Here is a 22,087-nt window from a genome sequence, read left to right as displayed (position 1 = left end):
CGACGTATGCGATTCGACCGCTACACCGTGACCCTGCTGACGTTGCGGCCGGACGCGCCGCTGATGACGGACGACGAGGCGGCCGCCCTGCAGGACCGGCACCTCGCGCACGGCGCCGACCTGCAGGAGCGCGGGCTGATCCTGGCCCGCGGACCGCTGACCGACCAGGACGACGAGCGCTACCGCGGCTTCTCGATCTGGTCGGTGGACGCTGCCACCGCCCGCGCGCACGTGGAAGCCGATCCCGCGGTGCTGGCCGGCCGGCTGGCGGTCGACGTCATGACCTGGATGATGCCGGCCGGCAACCTGCAGTTCGTCAAGGTGCGGCCGCCCCGCTCGATCGCCGAGGCATCTGAAGACTGACAACGAAAAAGAGGCCCCTCACCGAGGGACCTCTTCCACGTGGTCGGGCTGACAGGATTTGAACCTGCGACCTCTTCGTCCCGAACGAAGCGCGCTACCAAGCTGCGCCACAGCCCGAAGTCGCCGTTAGCTTACATGCGCCGACCGTGGGGACGAAATCGGGTTTATCCGTGGCACCAGGGTCAGCAGTGTCGCCTCCGGCCGGCACGCGAATCGGATCGGCGCGTACGGCGACGTGCCCAGCCCGGCGGACACGTGCAGGGCCGCCTGGCGGCCGCCGGAGCCCCATGTGGACAGGCCCTTCACCCGCGACGTGTCCAGATCGCAGTTGGTCACCAGCGCGCCGTAGAGCGGCACCGCCAGTTGTCCGCCGTGAGTGTGGCCGGCCAGCACCAGTGGATAGCCGTCGCTGACGAACCCGTTCAGCACGCGCTGGTACGGCGCGTGCGTGACGCCGATGGACAGGTCGGCCGTCGGGTCCACCTCGCCCGCGACCTCGTCGTACCGGTCGCGCTTGATGTGCGGGTCGTCGGTGCCGGCGAAGTCCAGCCGCAGGCCGTTGACCTTGAGCGTCGCCTTCGCATTGTTCAGGTCGGTCCAGCCGGCGCCGGTGAACGCGCGCCGCATCTCCTCGTACGGGAGGTCCGGGCCGTGCGGCTTGTGCCGCTGCTTGTGCGCGGGGAGCAGGTACTTCCCCGGGTTCTTGAAGTGCGGCTTCCAGTAGTCGTTGGAGCCGAACACGAACACCCCGGGTACGTCGAGCAGGTCGCCGTACGCCCGGAGCAGCGGCCGCACCGCGGCCTCGTGGGAGATGTTGTCGCCGGTGTTCACGATCAGGTCGGGCTCGAGCGCGGCCAGGTCGTTGACCCAGTTGATCTTGCGCTCCTGGGCCGGCATCAGGTGCAGGTCGGACAGGTGCAGCACCTTCAGCGGCTCCGAGTCCTCGGGGAGCACCGGGACCGTCACTCTGCGCAGTGTGAACCAGCGCACCTCGACGGCGGCCGCGTACGCGACGCAGGCCGCTCCCACGGCGCCGACAACCGCCGTGGTCTTGAGGGTGGTGGTGGCAAGCCCGCGCAAACTCATTCCACCAGCCTGCCACAATGCTGGTCATGTCCAACTCCGGAATGAAGCAGCGCCTGCACGACGACATGACCGCCGCCCTGAAGGCGCGCGACGAGATCCGCAAGTCGACCCTGCGGATGGCGCTCACGGCGATCACCAAGGCGGAGGTGGCCGGCAAGGAGGCCCGGGAGCTGTCCGACGCCGAGGTCGTCGACGTCCTGAGCTCGGAGGCGAAGAAGCGCCGCGAGTCGGTGGTCGCGTACCGCGAGGCCGGTCGCGCCGAGCTCGCCGACAAGGAACAGGCCGAGGCGGACATCCTGGCCGAGTACCTGCCGGAGCAGCTCAGCCAGGAGGAGATCGTTGCCCTGGTCACCGAGGCTGTCGCCGCCACCGGCGCGGCCGAGCTCGGCCCGCGCGGCATCGGCAAGGTCATGGGTGCCCTGCAGCCCAAGGTCAAGGGCAAGGCCGACGGCGCCGTCGTCTCCGCCGAGGTGAAGCGCCAGCTCGGCGCCTGAGCACGGCCTAGCCGGGACCGCGGCCTCCGCCGCTGCAGTTCGGGTACTTCGGGTTCCACGGCGGGCAGTTGGGGTTGATCGTGATCGGGCCGCCGGGGGGCTTGGTCGTCTTCGGGGGCTTCGGAGTGTTGTCGGGCTCGTTCTTCTGGCTGCCGTTGGAGACGAAGATCGTCACCTTCGAGCCCTCCGGCGCGCCGTCGCGCTGCCGCGGGTCGGTGTAGGCGACGGTGCCCGCGGTCTCCTCGGAGTTGACCGTGCCGGAGGCGATCTCGACATCGAAGCCGGCCTGACGCAGTTTGTTCGCGGCGTCGTCCGGATTCATACCGTTCACGAACGGCAGGTCCTTCACGTTCCCGCGCATGGTCTTGTCCGACGGCTTGGTGAAGTGAGTCGTCGGGAGGCCCTGGAGCGCGCCCTGCAGGGCGGTCTCCCACAGCGGACCCGCGGTCCCCGAGCCGGAGGCCTCTCGGATGTCCGTGCCGTCCAGCGTCTGGCCGACCAGCCGCTTGTACGGCGGCGACGCGTCGGCCACGACGGCGGCGGAGGCGAGCTTGGACGAGTAACCGGCGTACCAGACGGCCTTGGCGTCCTGGATCGTTCCGGTCTTGCCGGCCAGATCGCTCCGGCCGAACTTCAGGTGCTGGCCGGTCCCACCCGGCTCCATCACCATGTGCAGCACCTCGTTGACGCCGTCGGCGACCTCCGGGGCCAGCGCCTGCTTGCAGTCCGCGCCGGGCGTGCTGACCGCCTTGCCGGACGCGTCCTTCGCCGAGGTGACCAGCCACGGCTTGCAGTACATGCCCCGCGCCGCGAAGGCGGCGTACGCGTTCGACAGCTGCAGCGGGGTCACGTAGCCGACGCCCAGTGTCATCGACGGGTACTGGCCGAGCGGGTCGCCCGACTGGGCGTCGTACATGCCGAGCTTCGACGCGATGGTCGCGATCGGGCACAGTCCGACCTGCTGGGACAGCTGCAGGAAGTAGGTGTTGGTCGACCTCTGCGCCGCCTGGATCATGGTCGGATCCGCCACGTTCGTGGTCGAGTTGCCCGGGGTGTACCCCGGCTCGGCGGTGACGTGACCGGTGCAGGTGGTCCACTTCTTGCCGCCCAGCGGGAGGCTGTTGGGCGAGTTGATCTTGTAGGTGAGCGGGAAGCCCTTCTGGATCGCGGCCGCGATCGTGAAGGCCTTCATCGTCGAACCGTTCTGGAAGCCGCCGTACCCGCCGGCGTAGGACTTCTCGACGTTGTAGTTGTACGACGTCTGGCCCTTCTTGTTGCCGTACGGCTTGCTCTGCACCATCGCCTTCACCAGCCCGGTGCCGGGCTCGACGATGGTGATCGCGGCGATCGCCTGGTCACCCTTCTTGGTGTGCTGGTCGATCGACTTCTGCGCGGCCTTCTGCATCTTCGGGTCCAGCGAGGTGCGGATGGTGAGACCGGCGGTCTTCAGGTAGTTCGCCGCGGTGGTCCGGTCCTTGCCGAAGGCCTTGTTGTCCTCGAGCTGGGAGACGACGTACTCGCAGTAGAACGGGTACGGGCCGTTCGCGCAGCCGAGCTTGTTCGGCCGGACCTTGGCCGGATTGATCACCGGGGTCCTCAGCGCCGCGTTCGCCTGGGCGAGCGAGATCACCTTCAGCTCGAGCATCCGGCGCAGTACGACGTCGCGGCGGTCCTTGGCCCGCTTCATGTCGTTCGTCGGGTCGTAGCCGGTCGGGTTCTTCACCAGGCCGGCCAGCAGTGCGGCCTGCGGCAGCGTCAGTTGGGAGGCGTGCACGGAGAAGTAGTGCAGCGAGGCGGCCTCGATGCCCCAGGCACCATCGCCGAAGTTCGCGAGGTTGAGGTACTTCTCCAGGATCTCGTTCTTCGAGTACTGCTTCTCGACCGCGATCGCGTACCGCAGTTCGGCGACCTTGCGCTGGTAGGTGTCGGCCGTGGCGGCCGCGACCTCCGCGGGCGTGTTCGCCTTCTCGACCAGGCTGATCTTCACGTACTGCTGGGTGATGCTGGAACCACCCTGCTGGACCGTGCCCTCGGACTGGTTCTGCAGCAGCGCGCGCAGAGTGCCCTTGGCGTCCAGCGCGCCGTGCTCGTAGAACCGGTCGTCCTCGATCGCGACGATCGCCTTCTGCATGATCGGCGCGACCTTGTCGAGCGAGACCGGCACCCGGTTCTGCTCGGCCAGCGTGGCGATCAGCGAACCGTCGGCGGCCAGGATGGTGCTTTTCTGCTTGAGCGGGACCTCGTCGAACTGCTGCGGCAGGTCCTGCAGGGTCTGTGTGGTCTTCTCGGTGGTGAATCCGGCCAGGCCGGCGAACGGGATGGCGAGACCGGCGGCCAAAGCCCCCGACAGCACGCTCACCCCGAGGAACAGAACCACAGATTGAACGACTCCCCGGTCGCCCTTTTCCCTGACACGCATGGTTATAGAGACTACGGGATCGCCTGGTCGGGTTACCTGGGCGAATGTGAGTTCCATCACGCCCTGCGGGCGTGTCGGAAAGGGTTTCATCCAAAAGGAGGAGGGCCCGAGCGAAGCGCTCGGGCCCTCCTGTCGTACGCCGGTCAGGCGGCGTACTGGTGTGCGTCCACCTGGGCCGGTTCGAGGGCCAGGTCGAGCACCTCGCGGACGTCGCTGACCGGGTGGACGGTCAGCTCCGCGAGCACGGACTCCGGTACGTCTTCCAGGTCCGGCTCGTTCCGCTTCGGGATCAGGATCGTGGTCAGCCCGGCCCGGTGCGCGGCGAGCAGCTTCTGCTTCACCCCACCGATCGGGAGGACCCGTCCGGTCAGTGACACCTCGCCGGTCATCGCGACCTCCGAGCGGACCGGCCGCCCGGACAGCAGCGACGCCAGTGCGGTCGTCATCGTGACACCCGCCGACGGTCCGTCCTTCGGGACGGCACCGGCCGGGACGTGGATGTGGGCGTTCCGCTCGGCCAGGTCGCCGACCGGCAGCCCCAGCTCCGCGCCGTGCGAGCGCAGGTACGACAGGGCGATCTGCGCCGACTCCTTCATCACGTCACCGAGCTGTCCGGTCAGCGTGACTCCGGTCGGGCCGGTCTCCTTGTCGGCCAGCGACGCCTCGACGAAGAGCACGTCACCACCCGCACCGGTCACTGCCAGCCCGGTAGCCACACCCGGAAGCGCCGTACGCTCGACGGACTCCGGAGTGAACTTCGGCGAACCCAGGTAGCTCTTCAGGTCGCCGGCGCCGATGGTCAGCGCACCAGTGTCCTCGCCGAGTGCCATCCGAGCCGTCACCTTACGCAGGACCCGGGAGATCCCACGCTCCAGCTGCCGTACGCCGGCCTCACGGGTGTACTCGCCGGCCAGCAGTCGCAGCGCCGAGTCCTCGATGGTCACCTCGTCCGCCGTCAGGCCCGCCCGCTCCAGCTGACGCGGGAGCAGGTGGTCACGGGCGATGACGACCTTCTCGTCCTCGGTGTACCCGTCCAGCTGCACGAGTTCCATCCGGTCCAGCAGCGGCGCCGGGATGGAGTCCAGCACGTTCGCCGTGGCCAGGAAGACCACGTCGGACAGGTCCAGCTCGACCTCCAGGTAGTGGTCCCGGAAGGTGTGGTTCTGCGCCGGGTCGAGGACCTCCAGCAGAGCGGCCGTCGGGTCACCCCGGTAGTCCGCACCCACCTTGTCGATCTCGTCCAGCAGCACCACCGGGTTCATCGATCCGGCCTCGGTGATGGCCCGGACGATCCGGCCCGGCAGCGCACCGACGTACGTCCGCCGGTGACCGCGGATCTCGGCCTCGTCCCGCACGCCGCCCAGCGCGACCCGGACGAACTTGCGGCCCATCGCCCGCGCCACGGACTCACCCAGCGAGGTCTTACCCACACCAGGCGGACCGACCAGGGCCAGTACGGCGCCACTGCGGCGTCCACCGACCACACCGAGGCCACGGTCCGCACGGCGGCGCCGTACGGCCAGGTACTCGGTGATGCGCTCCTTGACGTCGTCCAGACCGGAGTGGTCCGCGTCCAGCACGGCCCGCGCGTCGCGGATGTCGTAGCTGTCCTCGGTCCGCTCGTTCCACGGCAGTTCGAGAACGGTGTCCAGCCACGTGCGGATCCAGCCGACCTCGGGGGACTGCTCCGCGGTCCGCTCCAGCTTGTCGACCTCGGCGAGCGCGGCCTTGCGCACGTGCTCGGGCAGGTCGGCAGCCTCGACGCGGGCCCGGTAGTCCTCTTCCTCGGACTCGGCCTTGCCGTCCAGCTCGGCCAGTTCCTTGCGGATCGCGGCCATCTGCTGGCGCAGCAGGAACTCCCGCTGCTGCTTCTCCATGCCCTCCTGGACGTCCTTCTGGATCGTCTCGGAGACCTCGAGCTCGGCGAGGTGGTCCTTCACCCAGCCGATCAGCTTCTCCAGCCGCTCGGAGACGTTCGGGTTCTCCACCAGCCAGGACTTCTGCTCGTTGGTCAGGTACGACGCGTAGCCGGCCAGGTCGGACAGCTCCGCGGGATCGTTCACCTGCTTCACGGAGTCGATGACCTGGTAGGCGCCGCGACGCTGCAGCACCGAGGTCATCAGGGTCTTGTACTCGCGGGCGAGCTCGGCCGACCTGGTGTCGGTGATCTCGTGCAGCTCGGTTGCGCCTACCCACAGCGCGGCACCCGGACCGGTGGTCCCGGCGCCGATCAGGACCCGCGAGGTCCCGCGGATCACGGCCGCCTGGGCACCGCCCGGCAGCCGGCCGATCTGCTCGATCTCACCGAGCGTCCCGGCCTTGGCATATTTCCCGTCCAGCCGCGGTACCAGCAGCACCTGGTCCTGGCCAGAGGCCTGCGCGGCGTCGATCGCCGCCCGTGCCTCGGGGTCGGCCAGTCGGACCGGCACGACCATCCCCGGCAGGACCACGACGTCGTCCAGCGGCAGAACAGGAAGATTCAACGTATCGGTCACGCTGTCACACCCTTACGAAAGATTGAGTCTGACAGGCTCAACCATTGCCCCCACCAGGTCATTCCCGGTGGGGGCGGCGTTCGCTCACGGTGAACCAGGCCTGGCGGCCGAACGGGACCGCCAGACCCGGAACGTGATCAGCTGACGACGTTGAGTGCGTTCACCAGCCCGGCGCCGTAGAAGCCGGACCCGGTGGCGCCGCCGTCACAGACGGCCTTGTACGTGCCCTGACCGTCAGGGTCGTCGATCCCACCCGGCGGACACGGCAGCATCTCCGCCGCGCGGACGGCGGCCGTGAAGAGTTGCTGCCCGGACACCTCGGGGTGCTTGCTCTTCACCAGAGCGAGAACGCCCGCGACGTGCGGAGTGGACATCGAGGTGCCCTGCATGTAGCCGTAGCCGTCCAGCACGCTCGACAGCACCCGGCCGTCCGCGTCCGGCGTCTGCGGGATCTGGAAGAGCCGGTCGCCACCCGGGGCGGTGATGTCGGCCTTACCCGTTCCGTAGTTCGAGTTGTAGTAGCGGTCCTTGAACGCTCCCACCGAGCTGACGCCGTTCACGCCAGTGGCCTCGGCCGGGAAGATCTTGCAGTTGCTGTCGGTGACCCGCACTTGCGCAGGGCCGTTGGTCGGGCTGAAGGAGTCGACGACGTTGTGCGCCAGGTCCCAGTTGTCGTTGCCCAGCGAGGCGACCGCGACGACCGACTTGCCGTTCGCATAGCTGATCGCCCGCTGCATCACGGCGGAGACGGCCTTCTGATCGGGATCGGTGGCGCACCACCGCAGCCACGGGTCCACCGCGAACGACGCGGTGGCGACGTCCACGCCGTGGTCCGCGGCCCAGACATATCCGCAGACCGCGAACTCGGGGTAGATGAAGCCGTCCGCGTCGCCGACCTTGATCGACGCGACCCGCACGTTCGGTGCGACCCCGGCCACGCCGATCCCGTTCTTGGCGGCCGCGACGATGCCGGCCACGTGCGTCCCGTGGCCGAAGTCGTCGGTCCACGCGGCCTCGGACGTGTCCGGCACGCCTTCGTTCGCGCAGCCCGCCGAGGCGGCCCGGTCGATGTTCGGCGCGAGGTCCGGGTGGGTTCCTGGATTCCGCTGTCGAGAACGCCGACCAGGACGCTGTGACTGCCCGGGTTGACCTCGTTGGCCTGGTCGGCCTGGATCAGCTTCATGTTCCACTGGTTCGCGGCCAGTGGCTCACCCGCCGACGTCGACCGACCGGCGCGGTTCAGCGGGATCTGAGCAGGTACCCGCTGGAACTGACCGCCGGTGGTCCGTTTGGCGTCGGCGAGGTCGTTGAGCGCGCGGGTCGCGCCGGCGCCGGCGACGCCGGGCGCCTGCCGGACCTTGATCGCGAAGTCGGACTGCGGTGAGCGTGCGAACACCACACCGATCTGCGGCCAGCGTTGACCGATGGTCCCGCCATTGGCGGTGATCGCGGTCTCGGCTGCGGTCAGGGGAGCGCCGGGCGGGACGAGCACGGCGAAGTGCGCGCCGCCGGCAGCCACAGCGCTGGTAGCCGGCGTCGATGGTTGAGCGGCGCCGGCTGTCGTCGTACTCACGATGCTGACGGCTGTCAGCGTCGCGGCGGCCAGGAGCCGTCGCGAGGTTGGGCGAAGTACTGACATGTTCGGGTGAACCTCCACAGGGTCGGGGAATGGCGCCGCGGAGGTCAGGTTAGGGACCGTCCGGTGCCATTGGGGCCGCCTGTGCAGGAGCGTGCAGAAGCTTGACAGCCGCAGCCTCAAACGGCTGTGAGCAGGTCGCCGATGAGGCGCAGGCCGGTGAGGTCGTGGACGTCGTCGGCGAGGGCCGGGACCTCCACCGTCGGGATCGCGCGGTGGCCGCGGCGGAACCGGTCGGCCCGCTTGTGGTCCCCGACGACCTGCTGCATCTTGTCGGCGTGCAACCGCAGTACGGCGGCGGTCAGCGGCGACTTGTCCGCCTCCTCCAGTCGCTCCGCCGCGCCCAGTGACCGCTCGGCCGACAGATCCGGCACGTGGGTGTTGGTCACGCGGTTCAGGACCACGCCGGCCAGCGGCATGCTCTCCTCGCGCAACCGCTCGGTGAAGTACGACGCCTCCCGCAGCGCGTCGTTCTGTGGAGCGGCCACCACCAGGAACGCCGTGTGCGGCTCACGCAGCAGCGCCACGGTCCGCTCGGCCCGCTGCCGAAAGCCGCCGAACAACGTGTCGAACGCCGCAACGAACGTCTGTACGTCGGTCAGCACCTGCGCACCGAGCACCTTGTTCAGCACCGACATGGCCATGTTCACCCCGGCCGACATCAGCCGGAACGGCCCGCGGGCAGGTGCCAGCAGCAACCGCAGGAACCGTCCCTCCAGCAGCGAGGCCAACCGCTCCGGTGCGTCCAGGAAGTCGAGCGCCGACCGCGACGGAGGGGTGTCGACGACGATCAGGTCCCAGTCGCCGGACTGCTCCGCCTGCTTGTGCAACTGGCCGAGCTTCTCCATCGCCATGTATTCCTGCGTCCCCGCGAACGACGACGACAGTGCGACGTAGAAGGGATTCGCGAGGATCTGCTCGGCCTTGTCCGGCGTAGCGTGGGCGATCACGACCTCGTCGAAGGTCCGCTTCATGTCCAGCATCATCGCGTCCAGCCGGCCACCGTTCGCGGGATGGACACCGGCCACCTCGCGGGGGGTGTTGTCCAGTTCGGTCAGCCCGAGCGACTGCGCCAGCCGCCGGGCCGGGTCGATCGTCAGTACGACGACCTTCCGCCCGCGTTCGGCGGCCCGCAACCCGAGCGCCGCGGCCGTGGTCGTCTTGCCGACCCCGCCGGCGCCGCAGGTGACCACGATGCGCGTCCCCGGGTCGTCGATCAAAGCATCCAGATCCAAGTCCGTCACGCGCGGAACTCCTCGGCCAGGTCGATCAGGGTGCCGTTGTCGATTCCCTCCGGCTGCAGTGCCAGTTCGGTCACCTGCTTGCCGAGGGCATCTATCCGGTCGCGGTTCTCGCGTTCCAGTCCGATCCGGACGGCGTGGTCGTGCGCCTCCGCGATCAGGGTGTCCACCAGCCCTTTGCTCACGCCAACACCGGCGGCGCGCAGCCCTCGGGAGATCTCGGCGGCGGGCAGTTTCTCCTTCACCGCAAGGGCGATCGACTCGTCGTCGAGCGGGCTGTTGCGGACCATGTTCACGACGATCGAACCGATCCGTAGGTCCAGCTCCTCCAGGTGCTCGACCGCGTCCAGCGTCTCCTGGACCGGCATCTCCTCCAGCAGCGTGACCAGGTGGATCCGGGTCACGTCCGAGCGCAGCATGCCCATGATCGCGTCCGCCTGGTTGCGGACCGGCCCGACCTTGGCCAGGTCGGCGACCTCGTGGTTCACGTTCAGGAACCGTGCGATCCGCCCGGTCGGCGGTGCGTCCAGTACGACGGCGTCGTACGCGAGCCGCCCGTGCGCCTTCCGCCGGGTCGCTTCGTAGACCTTGCCGGTCAGCAGGACGTCGCGCAGGCCCGGGGCGATCGTGGTGACGAAGTCGATCGCGCCCACCTTGTCGAGCGCCTTCCCGGCCCGGCCCAGGTGGTAGTACATGTCCAGGTACTCCAGCAGCGCGGCCTCGGCGTCGACGGCCAGCGCGAATACCTCGCCGCCGCCCGGACCTTGCGCGATCCGGGTCTCGACGTACGGCAGTGGCGGGATGTCGAAGAGCTGGGCAAGCCCTTGCCTGCCTTCCACCTCGACCAGCAGGATCCGCTTGCCCTGCTCGGCCAGCGCGAGTGCCATGGCAGCCGCAACGGTCGTCTTCCCGGTGCCGCCCTTGCCGGTCACCACGTGCAGCCTCGCCATGGTCTCCAGGGTAGGACGTGGGCCACACCACACTCGCTACGGCGCCCGTTAGAGTCCACCTCATGAAGAAGTTCGAGTACTTCACCGCACCGCTGCTGGTTCACTCGACCAAGGAGATCCTGGACAACTTCGGCCAGGACGGCTGGGAGCTGGTCCAGGTCGTCCCTGGCCTGAACCCGGAGAACCTGGTCGCCTACTTCAAGCGGGAGATCGAGGACAAATGAGCCACCCCGAGGAGAAGCTGACCGAGCTCGGCCTCAAGCTGCCCGACGTGGCCAAGCCGGTGGCGGCGTACGTACCGGCCGTTCGGACCGGCAACCTCGTCTACACGTCCGGCCAGCTGCCGTTGCGCGACGGCACCCTGATCGCCACCGGCAAGGTCGGCGGCGAGGTGAGCGCCGAGGTCGCCAGCGACTGCGCCCAGCAGTGTGCGCTGAACGCGCTGGCCGCGATCAAGGCGCAGATCGGTGACCTGGCCACCGTGGCCCGGGTCGTCAAGGTGGTCGCCTTCATCGCCTCGACGCCCGACTTCACCGGTCAGCCGCAGGTCGCCAACGGCGCGTCCGAGCTCATCGGCCAGGTCTTCGGCGAGGCCGGCCAGCACGCGCGGAGCGCCGTCGGCGTACCGGTGCTGCCGCTGGACGCGCCCGTCGAGGTCGAGCTGATCGTCGAGGTCGCCTGACGGCTCGGCATGGTCCGCGATCTGGATTCCGAACTGCTGTCCGGACGGATGGCGCAGGCCGCCCTCGCCTACGTCCGTGAGGCCCGTACGCCGGTCGACCCGCGGCCGGCGTCGACGGTGATCCTGCTGCGCGACACTGCCGCCGGACCGGAGGTCTACCTCCTCCGGCGGCAGCAGTCGATGGCGTTCGCGGCCGGGATGACCGTGTTCCCCGGCGGGCGGGTCGATCCGACCGACTCGACCGTCGCCGACTCGTGGTCCGGCCCGCCGCCGGCGTGGTTCGCGGCCCGGATGGGGTGCACAGCCGAAGCCGCGGCTGCCTTTGTCGCGGCCGCCGTACGCGAGACGTTCGAGGAGTCCGGCGTACTGCTGGCGGGGCCGTCGAGTGAATCGGTCGTCGACGACACCACCGGCGACGACTGGGAGGCCGACCGGGTCGCCCTGGAGTCGCGCGAGCTGGGGTTCGCCGACTTCCTGCATCGGCGCGGGCTGGTGCTGCGGGCCGATCTGCTCGGCGCGTGGGCGCACTGGATCACCCCCGAGTTCGAACCACGGCGGTACGACACCCGCTTCTTCGTCGCCGCGCTCCCGGCCGGCCAGATCACCCGGGACGTGACGAGCGAGTCCGACCAGGTCGCCTGGATGCGCCCGGCCGACGCCGTCACCGCGGTGCATGCGGGTGAGCTGCTGATGCTGCCCCCGACGTACGTCTGCTGCCGCGACCTCACGCCGTACGACGATGTCGCCGCGGCCCTGGCCGCGGCAGGTGACCGCGAGATCCGGCCGGTGCTGCCCGCCGTACGGGTCGAGGGCGACCAGGCCTATTTGGAGACCACATGACTGTCGAGCAGGTGACGCCGTACGCCGCCCGCGTGCTGGCCGCGAACCCGGGGCCAATGACGCTGGACGGCACCAACACGTGGATCCTGCGAGCGCCTGACGCGGAGCGGTCCGTGGTGGTCGATCCTGGTCCGCTGATGGAGGAGCACCTGCAGGCCGTGCTCGATGCCGCCGGCGACGTGGCCGTCGTACTGCTCACGCACAAGCACCCGGATCACTCAGAGGGCGCGGCTTGGTTCGCGAACCGTGCGAACTGCGCGGTCCGCTCGGTCGACCCGGCGTTCCGCATCCCCACGGACCACGCTCACGGCCTCGCAGAGGGGGACGTGATCACCGCCGGCGACCTCCGCATCGAGGTCCTTCCGACGCCCGGCCACACGCTCGACTCGGTCTGCTTCTGGCTCCCGCAGGACGGCTCACTCCTCAGCGGAGACACCGTCCTGGGCCGCGGCACCTCCGTCGTAGCCCACCCAGACGGTGCCCTGGGCCCCTATCTCGAGTCTCTCGAGCGCCTCCGGGCCTTCGCCAACTCCCCAGCCGGCGTAGACCGCCTACTCCCCGGCCACGGCCCCGTCATCGACGACCCCACCGCCGTCCTGACCTACTACCTGAACCACCGCCACGAACGCCTGGCCCAGGTCCGCGCAGCAAGAGCCGCAGGCCACACCACTCCAGAAGCAGTCGTCGAGCACGTCTACACCGACGTCGACCGCAGCCTGTGGCCCGCGGCCGAGAGATCGGTCCGGGCCCAGCTGGACTACCTGAACGGTTAGCGGGCTCGGCGTTGGAGGCGGTCGACGTCGAGCAGTACGACGGAACGTGGCTCCAGGCGGACCCAGCCTCGGGAGGCGAAGTCGGCGAGGGCCTTGTTGACGGTCTCGCGGGAGGCGCCGACGAGCTGGGCCAGCTCCTCCTGGGTGAGGTCGTGGTGGACGTGGACGCCGTCGTCGGCGGTCCGGCCGAAGCGGCTCGCCAGGTCGAGCAGGGCCTTCGCGACCCGGCCCGGGACGTCGGAGAACACCAGATCGGCGACCACGTCGGAGACCTTGCGCAGCCGGGAAGCCAGCTGGAGCAGCAGGCCGCGGGCCACCTCGGGGCGGCCGGCCAGCCAGCGCAGCAGTTCGTCGTGGGTCAGTGACATCAGTGAGGCGTCAGTGACCGCGGTGACCGTCGCGGAGCGCGGTCCCGGGTCGAACAGGGACAGCTCGCCGAACATCTGACCCGGGCCGAGGACCGCGATCAGGTTCTCCCGGCCGTCGGCCGAGGTCCGGCCCAGCTTGACCTTGCCCTCGACGACCACGAACAGCCGATCACCGGAGTCGCCCTCGTGGAACAGCACCTGGCCGCGGCGCAGCCGGTTCTCGGTCATCGAGGCGGCCAGGGCGTCGGCCGCCTCGTCGTCGAGCTGACTGAACAGCGGTGCCTGTCGGAGCACTGCGGCATCCACTTTGGGCCTCCTAGGACCTTCGACCACGACTTGCGGGCGGGGGTTCGACCCCTCCCGGCACCGGGTCGTGCACACCCGGTTGCCCCAAAACCGTAGCCCCTCGGGTGTCGGACCCGCCACGTAGGCTGTCCTGCATGCCATCCCCGCGTGTCGCGGCTCCGGTCCCAGGGCCGCTGCCGACAGTACCTCTGAAGCTCCCTCGCAAGGCCCCGGTCTTCGTCGACGAGACGCACACCCAGCTCGTCCGCCGGGCCCGGAAGATGCACAAGGTGCTCACCGAGACGTATCCGGACGCTCACTGCGAACTGGACTTCACCACCCCGCTCGAGTTGCTGGTGGCCACCATCCTGTCGGCCCAGACCACCGACGTGCTGGTGAACAAGGTGACCCCGGGCCTGTTCGCGAAGTACCCGAACGCCCAGGCCTACGCGGAGGCGGACCGGGAGGAGCTGGAGGCGATCCTCAAGCCGACCGGCTTCTTCCGGGCCAAGACCAACAGCGTGATGAAGCTCGGCCAGGCCCTGGTCGACGACTACGACGGCGTCGTACCGAACAAGCTGACCGAGCTGGTCAAGCTGCCCGGCACCGGCCGCAAGACGGCGAACGTGGTGCTCGGCAACGCCTTCGGCATCCCCGGGATCACCGTCGACACCCACTTCGGCCGCCTTGTACGCCGGTTCGGCTGGACCACCGAGCAGGACCCGGTCAAGGTCGAGCACATCATCGGCGAGCTGTTCCCGAAGAAGGACTGGACGATGCTCTCGCACCGGCTGATCTTCCACGGCCGCCGTCGCTGCCACGCCAAGAAGCCGGCCTGCGGCGCCTGCCCCGTGGCTCAGTGGTGCCCGTCCTACGGCACCGGCCCGACCAACCCCGAGGCCGCGGCGAAGTTGGTGAAGGTCCCGGCATGAGGGTGCGTACGACGCTGTGGGCGGTCGGGTGGATTGTCGCCGGACTGCTCCTGGCGTCGTGTGGGTCCGACCAGCCCAGCGCGGGCGACACAATCACCCAGTCCTCGGTGGCCGGCGCCGACAAGCTGGCGGCCTGCCCGCCGACCGAGTCGAAACCGCCGGTCAGCAACGGACTTCCGGACGTCAGCCTGCCTTGCCTGGGGAGTGGGCCTGACGTCAGGCTCGCGGACCTCCGTGGCCCACTCGTCATCAACGTCTGGGCCCAGTGGTGCACCCCCTGCCGCGAAGAAGCGCCGTACCTGGCGGATCTGGCGAAGCGGGCGACCGGGAAGGTGCAGCTGCTGGGGATCGACTACGACGATCCGCGGGCCGAGCTGGCGGTGAAGTTCGCCGGCGATCAGCAGTTGAGCTACCCGCACCTGGTGGACACGGACAAGCAGTTGCGCCAGCCGTTCAAGATCGGCGGGCCACCGATCAGCGTGTTCGTCAACTCCGACGGTGCGATCGCCTACGTCCACCACGGGCCGTTCACGTCGCAGCAGCAGCTGGACCAACTGGTGCGGGACAAGCTGGGAGTGGCGTTGTGACGTTCGAGGGTGTGGAGATCCCGGACTGGCTGCAGCGGCTGGCGAAGGCGTCCGAGGAGGTCGACCCGAAGCTGTTGTCCCGCTTCCTGCCGCCGGACGATCCGTCCGTGCGGCAGTCGGCCGTTCTGATCTTGCTTGCTGATGGCAACGACGGGCCGGAGGTGCTGCTGACCGAGCGGGCCTGGACGTTGCGGCGGCACGCCGGGCAGATGGCGTTCCCGGGTGGTGGCGTCGATCCGGAGGACGGCACCGGTGACGACGGTCTGGTGCGGACCGCCTTGCGGGAGGCCGAGGAGGAGACCGGTCTGGACCCGGCCGGCGTCGTACCGTTCGCGATCTGGCCGGCGCTCTGGGTGCCGGTGAGCAACTTCGGGGTGTCGCCGGTGCTGGCCTGGTGGCGGGAGCCGTCGCCGGTCGCAGTGGTCGACCCGGCCGAGGTCGCGTCGGTGCACACCGTGCCCGTCAGCGCGCTGGTCGATCCGGCGAACCGGATCAGCTGCCTGCACCCGTCCGGATTCACCGGGCCGGCGTTCACCGTCGGTGACCTGTACATCTGGGGTTTCACCGCCGGGCTGCTGGACAAATTGCTGGTGCTGGGCGGCTGGGCGCGCGACTGGGACCCCTCGGTCGTCGTACCGTTGCCCGACCGACTGGTCGAGGCGGCCTGGCGGAGCGAGGGGCGACGACCGGAGGACGTGCGGCGGCTGACCGCCATCGAGCACGACCTCGGCCGTCCGGACGGTGACGAGTCGGAAGGTGTGGAGTGAGCAAGCTCGACTACGCGCTGCTGATCATCACCGCGCTGGTGGCGATCTCGGGGTACATCGAGGGGTTCGTCCTCGGTGCCTGCGCCACGATCGGCCTGCTTGCCGGTGCCGCGGTCGGCGTCTGGGGCGTACCGCGGGTGCTGGACAACTTCTCACCGAGCGTCTCGGTCTCGTTCGCCGCGCTGGTGCTGGTCGTGGTGCTCGCGTCGATCGGACGGACCATAGGTGCCGTCCTGGGGTCCAGACTCAGGAACAAGATGACCTGGCGGCCGGTGAAGGCCGTCGATGCGCTCGGTGGTGCCGCGCTGGCGGCGGTGTCGGTGCTGATCGTCTCGTGGGTGCTCGGTGTCGCGGTGAGCGGCGCGCGGATCCCGAGCGTGACGTCCGCCGTCCGCGGCTCACAGGTGCTGGCGAAGGTCGACCAGGTGCTGCCGAGCCGCGCCGACCAGGCCCTGCAGGCGTTCAACGACGTCGTGAACACCGACCTGTTCCCGCGCTTCCTCGACCCGTTCGTGCCGGAGCGGATCCGCGAGACGCAACCGCCCGACTCCGCGATCGCCCGGCAGCCGATGGTCCGGCAGGCCTACACCCGGATCGCCAAGGTCACCGGGGTCGCGAGTTGCTCGCGCGGTCTCGAGGGCAGTGGGTTCGTCTACGCGCCGCAGCGGGTGATGACGAACGCCCACGTCGTCGCCGGGGTCAGCTCGCCACAGGTCGAGGTCAACGGGAAGTCGTACGAGGCGACCGTCGTACTGTTCGACCCCGAGGTCGACGTCGCGGTGCTGTACGTGCCCAAGCTGGACATGGCGCCGCTGAACTTCGACCTGAGCGGCAAGGCGGACGACCCGGCGGTCGTGCTCGGGTACCCGGAGAACGGTCCGTTCGACTCCGAGCCGGCCCGGATCCGGTCCGAGGAGCGGCTCCGCGGTCCGGACATCTACGGCGACCGCACGGTCACCCGGCAGGCGTTCTCGATCTGGGCCTCGGTCCGGCCGGGCAACTCCGGCGGCCCGCTGCTGTCGTCCAAGGGCACCGTGTACGGCGTGGTGTTCGCGGCATCGGTCGAGGACAACCGGACCGGCTACGTCCTGACCGCCGAACAGGTCGCCGACGACGCCCGCGACGGCGCCAACGCCACCCAGGAGGTCTCCACCCAGACCTGCACGTGAGGTCGTGCAGCAGATCGGCGCCGCCGCCGCGTTGAAGGGGTGTGACGGTGACGGTCGATGGGGTGAAACAGGCGTTGTCGTTCGACGAGCTGGTGCAGTCGAGCGAGCGGCGGCTGCTACGGCTCGGTCTGATGCTGACCGGCGGGGTGCACAGTGCCGAGGACCTGGTTCAGACCGTGTTCGCCCGCGCGCACCGCAAGTGGGCCCGGATCAGTGCGTTGGACCATCCCGAGGCGTACCTGCGGACCATGGTGGTCAACGAGTTCCTCAGCTGGCGCCGGCTGAGGAGGTACAGCGAGGTCCCGATCGCCGAGACGGCCGACCAGCCGTCGGGTGAGGACATCAGCGCTCGGCAGGCTCAGCGCGACGCCGCCTGGCGCCTCCTGTCCGGGCTGCCACGCCAGCAACGCGCCGTGCTCGTCCTGCGGTACTACGAAGACCTGCCGGACAACGAGATCGCCGAAGTACTGGGCGTCGCGCCCGGCACGGTCCGGTCCAATGCCTCCCGAGGGCTGGAGACACTGCGGAACAAGCTGCCCGCCGAGGAGGAGCACTGAGATGGCCAGGCTGACAGACGACGAGATCGGCGAGCTGCTCCGGGAGACCTTCACGGAGAAGGAGGAGCTGACCGACCGCTTGCCCGAGGCAACCACAAGGCGGCGGACCGGCCCGATCCTGCTGGCCGTGGCCGCGATCCTGATCGTCGTCGCGGGCGCTCTGGTCGGCATCCGGTGGCTGACCGGCCCGGCTTCGCAGCCGGCCGCCGCGGCGAAGCCCGTCTCCGACACGGACATCTGGGTCGGCGCGATCGAGGCGACCGCTCGGCGCTACCAGCCGAGCGACGGCTGGCGGCAACTGGTGCTGCTGCAGACGCCCGCCTGGAAGATGCCAGGGATGCCTTCACCAGCACAGTTGACGGAGCTGAGCCGGCAGGAGATCAGCCGGCGGGTCTCCGCCACAGTGCCTGCCCGCTGGGGAACCCCCCTGACAGCCAGTACCTCGACGGGATGTTTCACGCGTCGCTTCGCGGAGATCTCAGTCGGCGAACTCCTCGACCGAGGCGATCACAAAGAGGTCTGGCTGACCATCGTCTACGGCTGCGGCAGCATCAACAAGCTCACCTATCGCGTCGAGCCGTCGGGGAGGTTGGCGGTCATCGGGACCTCCGGTACGGGGGAGCGCACGCCCACTGCATGCTCTACCCCCGGACGGACGCCAGCCAATGCAGAAGCTGGGTGTTGAACAGGTCCGGCGCTTCCTCGTGCGGGAAGTGGCCCGACGGGGTGAGCAGTTCGTGGCGGAGCGGTGCCGTGATCAGGCGAGGAGGGGTGACCGCGGTCGGCGACACCGCCGCGTCCTGTGCCCCGTAGATCTGCAGCACGGGTACGGCGATCGGCGTACGCATCCTGGCCGAGTACTTGCGCCCGTCGGGGCGTAGCCGGGACCGGGCGAACCAGCGGTGGTACTCGAGCGCACAGTGCGGTGCCGGCCAGACCTGCAAGGCGGCGCGGTAGCGGCGGGACGCCTCGGCATCGGGGAAGCTGCCGCCAGGCGCCGCCCACGCGCGGAGGAGCTGCTCGATATGCATGCCGTCCTGGGCGAGCAGACGACGCTCGGGCAGGATCGGCAGCTGGAACCACGCGGTGCGCGTCAGCGCCTTCGGCTGACCGGACCGGGCCAGCAGAAGCGGGTGTGGTGCCGAGACCGCGGCCAGCGCCCGGACCTGACGCGGCGCGAGTACGGCGGCCGACCAGCCGATGAAGCCACCCCAGCCGTGGCCGACCACGACGGCGTCCGTGGCACCCAGCGAACGTATGACGCCGGAGACATCGGCGGCAGCGGTGTAGGGGTCGTAACCGCGTGGGGTCTTGTCGCTGGCGCCGTACCCGCGCAGGTCCATCGCGACGGCGCGGTAGCCCGCCGCGGCAACCACCGGCAGCTGGTGACGCCAGGCCCACCAGAACTCGGGAAAGCCGTGCAGGAACAGGACCAGTGGGTCGTCGGCCGCTCCGCATTCGGCGACGTGGAACCGTGCTCCGTTGGCCGCCACCAGTGAGTGCGACCAAGGCCCGTCGACCAGGAGGTCGACGACACCTGCCGGGCTCAGCGCCGTCCGCCGGGCTCAGGAGGGGCGGTGGGCTCAGGTTGGGCGCCGGGGAGGCTCACCTCGTCGCCCTTACCGATCGCCTTGAGTGCGTCGACCGACTCCTTCGAGGTCTTGATCGCGCGCTCCGGACCCTTCGCGCTGCTGAGGGACCGCTTGCCGATCAGCACCAGGACGGCGGCGATCACCAGGTAGATGCCGGCGGTGGCCAGGAAGGCGAGCGCCGGGTGCAGGCCGAGCGCGGTGAACGCGTAGGCCAGAGCGATGGACAGCAGGACGATCGCCAGCAGCGCCAGGAAGGCCGCGCCGGCGAACAGACCCGCGCCGGTGCCGGCCTTGACCGCGGACTTCTTCAGCTCGGTCTTCGCGAGCTCGATCTCGCTGCGGACCAGGTTGGACAGGTCCTTGCTGGCGTTCGCGACGAGCTGGCCGACCGTGGGCTCGTCCCCGTTCTGCCCCATCGACATGGCACTCCTTCCACCGGTCCGTGCCCCGACACTACCGCCGCCGTTACCCAACCCCGTGCATCTGGCCCATGCGTCTGGCGGCCCGGCTCAGTCGGCGTACGCGCGGTTGCGGCGGAACAGCAACGCGGCGGCGATCAGGGCGGACAACAGCGAGGCGACCAGGACTGCGGCCTTGGCCCGTTCGACCTGCGCGATGTCGTCGCCGAACGCCAGCCCGGCGATCAGCAGGGCGACGGTGAATCCGATGCCGGCCAGCACCGACACGGCACCGACATCCCGCCAGGCCAGGTCGGAGTTCAGCTCGGCCCGGGTGAAGCGCGCGGTCACCCACGACCCGCCGAACACACCGATCATCTTGCCGAATACCAGCCCGGCGACCACTCCGATGGCGACCGGGTCGGTGAGCATCTCGCGTAGGGCGTTCCCGCTCAACGTCACCCCGGCGGCGAACAACGCGAACAGCGGTACGGCGACACCCGCCGACCACGGCCGGAGCCGGTGCTCGATCCGCTCGGCGGGCGCGTGCTCCTCACCTGGATCGGGGACGACGCGAGTGGCCAGGCCAAGGGCGACGCCGGCGATCGTTGCGTGGATCCCCGACTCGTACATGAACCACCAGGCCCCGATCGCGATCGGCACGTACAGGAACGGCGTACGGACGCGGCGGCGCTGGAGCACGTACCAGACCGCGATCAGTGCGGCCGAGGCGAGCAGCGACAGCGGGTGGAAACCGTGCGCGAAGAACACGGCGATCACCAGGATGGCGCCGAAGTCGTCCACCACCGCGAGCGTGAGCAGGAAGGCTCGCAGTGCACTCGGCAGTGACGAGCCGACGATCGCGAGCACCGCAAGGGCGAACGCGATATCCGTTGCCGTCGGCACCGCCCAGCCGTGCGGCCGGCCGTGCTCGGCGGTCAGGTTGATCGCGAGGTAGATGATTGCCGGGAGCACCATTCCGGCCACTGCCGCGGCCACCGGCACCACCGCCTCGCTGATCCGCGAGAGCGTGCCGACCACGAACTCACGCTTCAGCTCGACGCCGGCCAGGTAGAAGAACAACGTCAGCGCGCCGTCGGAAGCCCACGCCTCCACGGTGAGCGGACCGACCCGGGCGTCGCTCACCTGGTGGTAGGTGTCCTGCCACGGAGAGTTGGCCCACACCAGCGCGACCACTGCGGCGGCGAGGAGCAGCAGACCACCGGTGGTCTCGGCCCGCAGGGTGTCGGCCAGGAAGGCACGCTCCCGGCCCAGAATGCGGGGGAACGCTCGTTTCTTCTGCCGGATCCTCGGGGGCTCACTCATGCATCGGGCCTTCGCTCGGGGTCACTCGGACGAACGCCGACCAGACTTCCCGGCACACCCGAAGCTGGATTCTACCTCGTGACCCGCCCGGTCAGGTGGTCCAGACGCGGGCGTCGGGGCCCTTGGGGACGATGCCGGTCGGGTTGATGTTGTCGTGGGTGAGGTAGTAGTGGCGTTTGATCTGGTCGAAGTCGACGGTGTCGCCGAAGGCGGGGAGTTGGTACAGGCGCCGGGCGTACGGCCAGAGGTTGGGGAACTCGGTCAGCTTGTTGCGGTTGGCCTTGAAGTGACCGTGATAGACCGCATCGAAGCGGACCAGCGTGGTGAACAGCCGGATGTCGACCTCGCGCAGCGTGTCGCCGAGCAGGTACGGCCGATCCGCCAGCCGCTCCTCGAGTACGTCGAGCCGCGCGAACAGAGCGTCGTACGCCGCCTCGTACGACTCCTGCGTGGTCGCGAAGCCGCAGCGGTACACGCCGTTGTTCACGTCCCGGTAGATGTCCTCGATCAGCTCGTCCATCTCGGCGCGATCCGCCGGGATCAGCTGCGGCGCACCCTCGCGATGGTGATCGGTCCACTCGGTCGACAAGTCGAGCGTGATCTGGGGGTAGTCGTTCGTGACGACCGAACCGGTCACGGTGTCGATGATCGCCGGCACCGTCACGCGACCCTCGTACGTCGGGTCGGTCCGCCGGTACGCGTCGGCCAGGAACTCGATGCCGAGCACCGGATCACGCCCGTCCGGGTCGAGGGTGAACCGCCAGCCGCGCTCGTCCCGGATCGGGTCGACGATCGCCAGGCTGATCGCATCCTCCAGGCCGAGCAGCTTGCGCACGATCACGGATCGGTGCGCCCACGGACACGCCAGGCTGACCACCAGCCGGTACCGGCCAGGCTCGACCGGCCAGCGGTCCTGGTCGTCGGGACCCTCGCCCGGACCGGCGGCAGCATCGCGCGTGATCCGGCCGGTGAATCGGTTGCCCTGGCGTTTCCATTCGCCGGACACTGAGCTTTCCTTCACGAACTGTGCGGGGCTCATAACGGTAAAACTACCCCCGCTGCTGGAATCACCCGGGCGCGGACGCTCGCTGGCCGTGAGCCGGTAACTGACGTTACAGTCTGGCTGA

At 69.4% G+C, this 22,087-nt stretch carries 24 protein-coding genes and 1 tRNA gene; 13 read left to right on the top strand and 12 right to left on the bottom strand.

Annotation, left to right across the window (positions count from 1 at the left end):
• Positions 1 to 6 precede the first annotated feature (6 nt).
• On the top strand, positions 7 to 363 hold the full coding sequence (locus tag AB0I34_RS10600; RefSeq protein ID WP_360442773.1) for a YciI family protein: 357 nt from the start codon (positions 7 to 9) through the stop codon (positions 361 to 363).
• Positions 364 to 403: 40 nt separating this feature from the next.
• Here AB0I34_RS10600 and AB0I34_RS10595 read toward each other — a convergent pair.
• Positions 404 to 480, bottom strand: a tRNA-Pro gene (locus tag AB0I34_RS10595).
• A gap of 9 nt (positions 481 to 489) precedes the next feature.
• The gene (locus AB0I34_RS10590) at positions 490 to 1,449 is read right to left on the bottom strand and encodes a metallophosphoesterase (protein ID WP_360442770.1); all 960 of its coding nucleotides are present in this window, start codon (positions 1,447 to 1,449) and stop codon (positions 490 to 492) included.
• Between the two features lie 26 nt (positions 1,450 to 1,475).
• Between AB0I34_RS10590 and AB0I34_RS10585 the strand changes: the two genes are divergently transcribed.
• Complete coding sequence (locus tag AB0I34_RS10585) at positions 1,476 to 1,943, top strand: GatB/YqeY domain-containing protein (protein ID WP_360442767.1); 468 nt, start codon at positions 1,476 to 1,478, stop codon at positions 1,941 to 1,943.
• A 7-nt stretch (positions 1,944 to 1,950) separates the two neighbouring features.
• On the opposite strand, the gene AB0I34_RS10580 is transcribed toward AB0I34_RS10585, so the two are convergent.
• The 3 genes from AB0I34_RS10580 to AB0I34_RS10570 form a co-directional block, all read right to left on the bottom strand.
• On the bottom strand, positions 1,951 to 4,362 hold the full coding sequence (locus AB0I34_RS10580; RefSeq protein WP_360442764.1) for a transglycosylase domain-containing protein: 2,412 nt from the start codon (positions 4,360 to 4,362) through the stop codon (positions 1,951 to 1,953).
• A 143-nt stretch (positions 4,363 to 4,505) separates the two neighbouring features.
• Positions 4,506 to 6,857: an endopeptidase La gene (lon, locus tag AB0I34_RS10575; protein ID WP_360442761.1), complete on the bottom strand. Its 2,352-nt coding sequence runs from the start codon at positions 6,855 to 6,857 to the stop codon at positions 4,506 to 4,508.
• A gap of 137 nt (positions 6,858 to 6,994) precedes the next feature.
• Complete coding sequence (locus tag AB0I34_RS10570) at positions 6,995 to 8,047, bottom strand: S8 family serine peptidase (protein WP_360442758.1); 1,053 nt, start codon at positions 8,045 to 8,047, stop codon at positions 6,995 to 6,997.
• A gap of 234 nt (positions 8,048 to 8,281) precedes the next feature.
• Between AB0I34_RS10570 and AB0I34_RS10565 the strand changes: the two genes are divergently transcribed.
• Positions 8,282 to 8,404 carry a hypothetical protein gene (locus AB0I34_RS10565; protein WP_360442755.1) on the top strand — a complete coding sequence of 41 codons (123 nt, stop codon included), beginning with the start codon at positions 8,282 to 8,284 and terminating at the stop codon, positions 8,402 to 8,404.
• A 208-nt stretch (positions 8,405 to 8,612) separates the two neighbouring features.
• Here AB0I34_RS10565 and AB0I34_RS10560 read toward each other — a convergent pair whose 3' ends face one another.
• Together AB0I34_RS10560 and AB0I34_RS10555 are read right to left on the bottom strand one after the other, a co-directional pair.
• Positions 8,613 to 9,737, bottom strand: a complete 1,125-nt coding sequence (locus AB0I34_RS10560) for an ArsA family ATPase (protein ID WP_360442752.1) — start codon at positions 9,735 to 9,737, stop codon at positions 8,613 to 8,615.
• Entirely contained in the window at positions 9,734 to 10,684 is a 951-nt protein-coding gene (locus AB0I34_RS10555) for an ArsA-related P-loop ATPase (RefSeq protein ID WP_360442750.1), read from the bottom strand. Before AB0I34_RS10555 ends, AB0I34_RS10560 begins: the two co-directional genes overlap by 4 nt.
• A 62-nt stretch (positions 10,685 to 10,746) precedes the next feature.
• Between AB0I34_RS10555 and AB0I34_RS10550 the strand changes: the two genes are divergently transcribed.
• Genes AB0I34_RS10550 through AB0I34_RS10535 form a run of 4 tightly spaced genes read left to right on the top strand, consistent with a single transcriptional unit; the run spans position 10,747 to position 12,979 of the window.
• Positions 10,747 to 10,908, top strand: coding sequence for a hypothetical protein (locus AB0I34_RS10550; RefSeq protein WP_165553378.1), 162 nt, complete (start codon positions 10,747 to 10,749; stop codon positions 10,906 to 10,908).
• The gene (locus tag AB0I34_RS10545; protein ID WP_360442747.1) at positions 10,905 to 11,366 is read left to right on the top strand and encodes a RidA family protein; all 462 of its coding nucleotides are present in this window, start codon (positions 10,905 to 10,907) and stop codon (positions 11,364 to 11,366) included. Before AB0I34_RS10550 ends, AB0I34_RS10545 begins: the two co-directional genes overlap by 4 nt.
• A 9-nt stretch (positions 11,367 to 11,375) precedes the next feature.
• Positions 11,376 to 12,206 (top strand): NUDIX hydrolase, encoded by an 831-nt coding sequence (locus tag AB0I34_RS10540; RefSeq protein ID WP_360442744.1) that lies wholly within the window; start codon positions 11,376 to 11,378, stop codon positions 12,204 to 12,206.
• Positions 12,203 to 12,979, top strand: a complete 777-nt coding sequence (locus tag AB0I34_RS10535) for an MBL fold metallo-hydrolase (RefSeq protein ID WP_360442742.1) — start codon at positions 12,203 to 12,205, stop codon at positions 12,977 to 12,979. The genes AB0I34_RS10540 and AB0I34_RS10535 overlap by 4 nt, the downstream gene beginning before the upstream one ends.
• Here AB0I34_RS10535 and AB0I34_RS10530 read toward each other — a convergent pair.
• The gene (locus AB0I34_RS10530) at positions 12,976 to 13,653 is read right to left on the bottom strand and encodes a Crp/Fnr family transcriptional regulator (RefSeq protein WP_131361434.1); all 678 of its coding nucleotides are present in this window, start codon (positions 13,651 to 13,653) and stop codon (positions 12,976 to 12,978) included. The genes AB0I34_RS10535 and AB0I34_RS10530 overlap by 4 nt on opposite strands.
• A gap of 134 nt (positions 13,654 to 13,787) precedes the next feature.
• Here AB0I34_RS10530 and nth point away from each other — a divergent pair, with 134 nt between their 5' ends.
• From nth to AB0I34_RS10500, 6 genes are read left to right on the top strand one after another with little or no spacing between them, the layout of a single operon-like run.
• The gene (nth, locus tag AB0I34_RS10525; protein ID WP_360442738.1) at positions 13,788 to 14,564 is read left to right on the top strand and encodes an endonuclease III; all 777 of its coding nucleotides are present in this window, start codon (positions 13,788 to 13,790) and stop codon (positions 14,562 to 14,564) included.
• On the top strand, positions 14,561 to 15,151 hold the full coding sequence (locus tag AB0I34_RS10520; RefSeq protein WP_360442735.1) for a TlpA disulfide reductase family protein: 591 nt from the start codon (positions 14,561 to 14,563) through the stop codon (positions 15,149 to 15,151). The genes nth and AB0I34_RS10520 overlap by 4 nt, the downstream gene beginning before the upstream one ends.
• Complete coding sequence (locus tag AB0I34_RS10515; protein WP_360442732.1) at positions 15,148 to 15,918, top strand: CoA pyrophosphatase; 771 nt, start codon at positions 15,148 to 15,150, stop codon at positions 15,916 to 15,918. The genes AB0I34_RS10520 and AB0I34_RS10515 overlap by 4 nt, the downstream gene beginning before the upstream one ends.
• Positions 15,915 to 17,087, top strand: a complete 1,173-nt coding sequence (locus tag AB0I34_RS10510; protein WP_360442729.1) for a MarP family serine protease — start codon at positions 15,915 to 15,917, stop codon at positions 17,085 to 17,087. Before AB0I34_RS10515 ends, AB0I34_RS10510 begins: the two co-directional genes overlap by 4 nt.
• Positions 17,088 to 17,134: 47 nt before the next feature.
• On the top strand, positions 17,135 to 17,644 hold the full coding sequence (locus AB0I34_RS10505) for a SigE family RNA polymerase sigma factor (RefSeq protein ID WP_360442726.1): 510 nt from the start codon (positions 17,135 to 17,137) through the stop codon (positions 17,642 to 17,644).
• A 1-nt stretch (position 17,645) separates the two neighbouring features.
• Positions 17,646 to 18,329 (top strand): hypothetical protein, encoded by a 684-nt coding sequence (locus AB0I34_RS10500; protein ID WP_360442723.1) that lies wholly within the window; start codon positions 17,646 to 17,648, stop codon positions 18,327 to 18,329.
• On the opposite strand, the gene AB0I34_RS10495 is transcribed toward AB0I34_RS10500, so the two are convergent.
• The 4 genes from AB0I34_RS10495 to AB0I34_RS10480 form a co-directional block, all read right to left on the bottom strand.
• Complete coding sequence (locus AB0I34_RS10495) at positions 18,286 to 19,137, bottom strand: alpha/beta hydrolase (RefSeq protein ID WP_360442720.1); 852 nt, start codon at positions 19,135 to 19,137, stop codon at positions 18,286 to 18,288. The two genes, AB0I34_RS10500 and AB0I34_RS10495, sit on opposite strands and share 44 nt — an antisense overlap.
• 53 nt (positions 19,138 to 19,190) lie before the next feature.
• A complete protein-coding gene (locus tag AB0I34_RS10490) occupies positions 19,191 to 19,652 on the bottom strand; it encodes a phage holin family protein (RefSeq protein ID WP_360442717.1) in 462 nt (153 codons plus the stop codon).
• A gap of 93 nt (positions 19,653 to 19,745) precedes the next feature.
• On the bottom strand, positions 19,746 to 20,960 hold the full coding sequence (nhaA, locus tag AB0I34_RS10485) for a Na+/H+ antiporter NhaA (RefSeq protein ID WP_360442714.1): 1,215 nt from the start codon (positions 20,958 to 20,960) through the stop codon (positions 19,746 to 19,748).
• A 91-nt stretch (positions 20,961 to 21,051) separates the two neighbouring features.
• The gene (locus tag AB0I34_RS10480; protein ID WP_360442711.1) at positions 21,052 to 21,999 is read right to left on the bottom strand and encodes a glutathione S-transferase C-terminal domain-containing protein; all 948 of its coding nucleotides are present in this window, start codon (positions 21,997 to 21,999) and stop codon (positions 21,052 to 21,054) included.
• Positions 22,000 to 22,087: the final 88 nt, after the last annotated feature.

Origin of the sequence: Kribbella sp. NPDC050281 (assembly GCF_040655855.1) — a bacterium.
Taxonomy (GTDB): domain Bacteria; phylum Actinomycetota; class Actinomycetes; order Propionibacteriales; family Kribbellaceae; genus Kribbella.
Note: the sequence above shows the minus strand (reverse complement) of the source record. Positions and strands in the feature narration are given on the sequence as shown.

Coding starts and splice junctions, on each gene's coding strand:
- AB0I34_RS10600 (WP_360442773.1), top strand. CDS start 7: ATGCGATTCGACCGCTACACCGTGACCCTGCTGACGTTGCGGCCGGAC.
- AB0I34_RS10590 (WP_360442770.1), bottom strand. CDS start 1,449: ATGAGTTTGCGCGGGCTTGCCACCACCACCCTCAAGACCACGGCGGTT.
- AB0I34_RS10585 (WP_360442767.1), top strand. CDS start 1,476: ATGTCCAACTCCGGAATGAAGCAGCGCCTGCACGACGACATGACCGCC.
- AB0I34_RS10580 (WP_360442764.1), bottom strand. CDS start 4,362: ATGCGTGTCAGGGAAAAGGGCGACCGGGGAGTCGTTCAATCTGTGGTT.
- AB0I34_RS10565 (WP_360442755.1), top strand. CDS start 8,282: ATGGTCCCGCCATTGGCGGTGATCGCGGTCTCGGCTGCGGTCAGGGGA.
- AB0I34_RS10555 (WP_360442750.1), bottom strand. CDS start 10,684: ATGGCGAGGCTGCACGTGGTGACCGGCAAGGGCGGCACCGGGAAGACG.
- AB0I34_RS10550 (WP_165553378.1), top strand. CDS start 10,747: ATGAAGAAGTTCGAGTACTTCACCGCACCGCTGCTGGTTCACTCGACC.
- AB0I34_RS10545 (WP_360442747.1), top strand. CDS start 10,905: ATGAGCCACCCCGAGGAGAAGCTGACCGAGCTCGGCCTCAAGCTGCCC.
- AB0I34_RS10540 (WP_360442744.1), top strand. CDS start 11,376: ATGGTCCGCGATCTGGATTCCGAACTGCTGTCCGGACGGATGGCGCAG.
- AB0I34_RS10535 (WP_360442742.1), top strand. CDS start 12,203: ATGACTGTCGAGCAGGTGACGCCGTACGCCGCCCGCGTGCTGGCCGCG.
- nth (WP_360442738.1), top strand. CDS start 13,788: ATGCCATCCCCGCGTGTCGCGGCTCCGGTCCCAGGGCCGCTGCCGACA.
- AB0I34_RS10520 (WP_360442735.1), top strand. CDS start 14,561: ATGAGGGTGCGTACGACGCTGTGGGCGGTCGGGTGGATTGTCGCCGGA.
- AB0I34_RS10500 (WP_360442723.1), top strand. CDS start 17,646: ATGGCCAGGCTGACAGACGACGAGATCGGCGAGCTGCTCCGGGAGACC.
- AB0I34_RS10490 (WP_360442717.1), bottom strand. CDS start 19,652: ATGGGGCAGAACGGGGACGAGCCCACGGTCGGCCAGCTCGTCGCGAAC.
- nhaA (WP_360442714.1), bottom strand. CDS start 20,960: ATGAGTGAGCCCCCGAGGATCCGGCAGAAGAAACGAGCGTTCCCCCGC.
- AB0I34_RS10480 (WP_360442711.1), bottom strand. CDS start 21,999: ATGAGCCCCGCACAGTTCGTGAAGGAAAGCTCAGTGTCCGGCGAATGG.